The sequence below is a fragment of the Actinomycetota bacterium genome, from assembly GCA_036280995.1.
In the GTDB taxonomy this organism is placed as follows: Bacteria; Actinomycetota; CALGFH01; order CALGFH01; family CALGFH01; genus CALGFH01.
The window spans coordinates 1-2,873 of sequence record DASUPQ010000464.1; the positions used below are offsets into that span (position 1 = coordinate 1).

General features: G+C 72.5%; 3 protein-coding genes. All 3 read right to left on the reverse strand.

What is annotated here, in order from left to right:
* Positions 1-939: 939 nt before the first annotated feature.
* On the reverse strand, positions 940-1,317 hold the full coding sequence (locus tag VF468_15470; protein ID HEX5879693.1) for a hypothetical protein: 378 nt from the start codon (positions 1,315-1,317) through the stop codon (positions 940-942).
* Positions 1,318-1,411: 94 nt separating this feature from the next.
* Positions 1,412-2,620, reverse strand: a complete 1,209-nt coding sequence (locus tag VF468_15475; GenBank protein HEX5879694.1) for an ABC transporter permease — start codon at positions 2,618-2,620, stop codon at positions 1,412-1,414.
* A partial coding sequence (locus VF468_15480) for an efflux RND transporter periplasmic adaptor subunit (GenBank protein HEX5879695.1) occupies positions 2,617-2,873 on the reverse strand: 257 nt, incomplete at its 5' end. The genes VF468_15480 and VF468_15475, both read right to left, overlap by 4 nt.

Below are 2,873 nucleotides of genomic sequence, written 5' to 3' on the forward strand. Positions count from 1 at the left end.
GACCCAGCGACAGAAGGAGGAGGGCATGGAGCGTCGTCGTCCCGCCGCCCTGGAGGTTGGCGGCTTCCGGGTCGGCTTTGACTGGACTGTGCTGGTCGGGCTGGCTCTGGTCGCCTGATCGCTGGCCACTCAGATCCTGCCGTTCGGCTGGCCCGGCTACAGCCTGGGGACCTTCTGGTTCGCCGGGCTGGCCGGGGCCGGGCTGTTCCTCGGCTCCCTGGCCGCGCACGAGCTCAGCCACGCCATCGCGGCCCGGCGGGCCGCTGGAGTCGAGGTCGAGACACCACCTTCTGGCTGTTCGGTGGGGTGTCCCGCCTCCGCCAGGAGCTCCCCACCCCGCGGCTGCAGCTGCTGGTCGCCGGGTCGGGCCGCTCACCCGCCTGTTGCTCGGTGCGGCATTCTGGGTCCTCGGCCTGCCTCTGGCCGCGGCCGGTGTCGGCGGGCTGGTTGTGGGCACGGTGCGCTGGCAGGCGCTGATGAACCTGATCCTGGCCATCGTCAACCTGCTGCCCGGCGCCCCGCTGGACTGCGGGCGAATGCTGCAGGCGATCCTGTGGCGCCGCCACGGCCACCGGACCAGGGCCGCGCTGACGGCTGAGGCGCTCGCCCGGACGCGGCGGGCTCTCCCGGACGCTCCAGGGGAGCCCGTTGCCCTGGCATGGACCAGTGCAAGGCGAGACCCCACACCCGCCGTCGAAGCACGTCTTGGCGTCAGGATCGGGCCTGCGGACGGTGTCGCGGTGAGCGTGCTACCGGTTGGCCGCTCGGCGAGCAGACGAAGCTTGGTCGTGGCCAGTAGGCATCACAGGCGGCGACGAGAGTGGTCCATGGTCTAGGCGCGGCCGACCACAGCCAGCCCATGGTCGTCCGTAATGGCGAGCGCAGAAGACGGCGGTGCCTTGCGAAGGTCTTGGGTCGGTGGCGTCAGGCTGCGACTGGTCAGTCCCTGTGTGACGGGGCCGGTGGGCGCATCGTGTTGGCGGCCAGGGTGGCGGCGGGCACGTCGGCGACCAAGAGGGCGTGCTCGAGGGCGCCGGGGGCGTTGACGAGCAGGAGGCAGCGGCCGGGACGGGCGAGGCGGGCCGCGGCGGGCCGGAGGGCATCGAGGAAGGCGGCCAGGTTGGGGATACGGACCGCGTCGAGGTCGACGACGACCATGTCGGCGGTGGCCGACAGCTCGGCCAGCAGGCGGCCGAACGCGGTGTCGTCGAGCGTCCCGGCGGGTCGGAGCACCGCGGTCAACCAGCCCTTGGATTGCGGGTGGGTGGGGGCACAGGCGGCCGGGTGGTCGGCTGGTGCGGTGGTCGGCGAGTTCATGGCGGCTCCTTCGACTCGGCGGTTACCGCGATGTTCCTGCCGCTGTGTGGGATGGGCGTTGGGGCTGGCTGGGAGCCTCCTGAGAAGGCGCTGCTTACTCGTGGCGGAGGGCGGTTGCGGGGTCGAGGGCGGCCGCCTGGTTGGCCGGGCCGAGGCCGGCGACGATACCAACCACGGCCGAGATGCCTAGGGCGAGGGCGGCCGCCGGGTAGGAGATGATGGTGCGCTGGTCGGTCAGGTGGGGCAGGGCGACGGCCAGGCCGAGCCCGGCGGCGACCCCAAGCAGGCCGCCAATGATGCTGAGGACGGTCGCTTCGGTGAGGAACTGGGCGACGATGTCGCGGCGGCGCGCCCCGATCGCCCGGCGGATCCCGATTTCGCGGATGCGCTCGCGGACCGCGACCAGCATCACATTCGCCACGCCGATGCCGCCGACGATCAGGCTGATGGCGGCGATGGCGGTGATCAGGCGGGTGAAGTTGGTGGAGGAGGCCTGGCTGGCCTCGATCAGGCTGGTGGGGTCGAGAGTGAGGAAGTCGTTGTCGTCGTCGGGGTCGAGCTCGTGGCTTGTCCGCAGGGTGGCGGTCACCTGGTTGCGGTAGTTGTCGGCTGCGCCGTCGGCGGCGGCGACTCGCAGCTGGGTGACGCTCGGGTCGGCCGACACCAGCCGGCCCTTGATCGCGTCCAGGGGGACCAGCAGGCTGTCGTCCTGGCTCTGGGCGCCCTGGCCGGACTGCTTCAAGACGCCGATGACCTGGTAGCGCTCGGTGCCGACGTCCAGGGTGGCGCCGATCGCCTGGCGGGGGCTGAGCCCGAGGTCGGCGGCCAGGCTGGCCCCGAGGACCCCGAGCTTGAGGCCGTGGTCCTCGGCGAACCCGGAGAAGAACGCGCCGCCGTTGAGCTGGAGGTTGTCGACGCCCTGGATCGCGGTGGTGGTGCCCTTCACGGTCGCCTGCACGCTGGTCACCCCGTTGGTGATGGTCAGCTGGGTCTGGACCACCGGGGCGACGGCCCGGACCGAGTCGAGCTGCTCGATGGCGTCGGCGTCGGCCAGGGTGAGGCTCTCGCTGGACCCGGCCGCACCTTGGACCCCGCCGCCGAAGCCGCGCCCGCCCATCACGGTCATGGTGTTGCTACCGAGGCGGCTGAACTGGTCGTTGACCTCGGCGGCCGAGCCGTTGCCGACGGCGACCAGGGTGACCACCGAACCGACCCCGATCACCAGGCCGACCACGGTCAGCAGGGAGCGCAGGGCGTTGGCCCGCAGCCGCCCGCCGGCCAGGCGGATCGCCTCCCCGATCATGGAGCGCCACCCCCGCCTCCGCCGCCGGGTCCGCCGCCGCCGCCGGGGAAACCGCCACCGGGGAAACCGCCACCGGGGAAGCCGCCGCCCTGCTGGTTCTGGCCGGTGGCGCCGGTGTCGGTGGCGGTGACGCCGGTGGCGACCTGCTCGCCGGCCTTCAGGCCGGTGAGGATCTCGCTGCCCTGGGTGGTGACCAACCCGACCACGACGTGGCGGGTGACGGTGGTCCCGTCCTCCACGACCTGCACGGTGG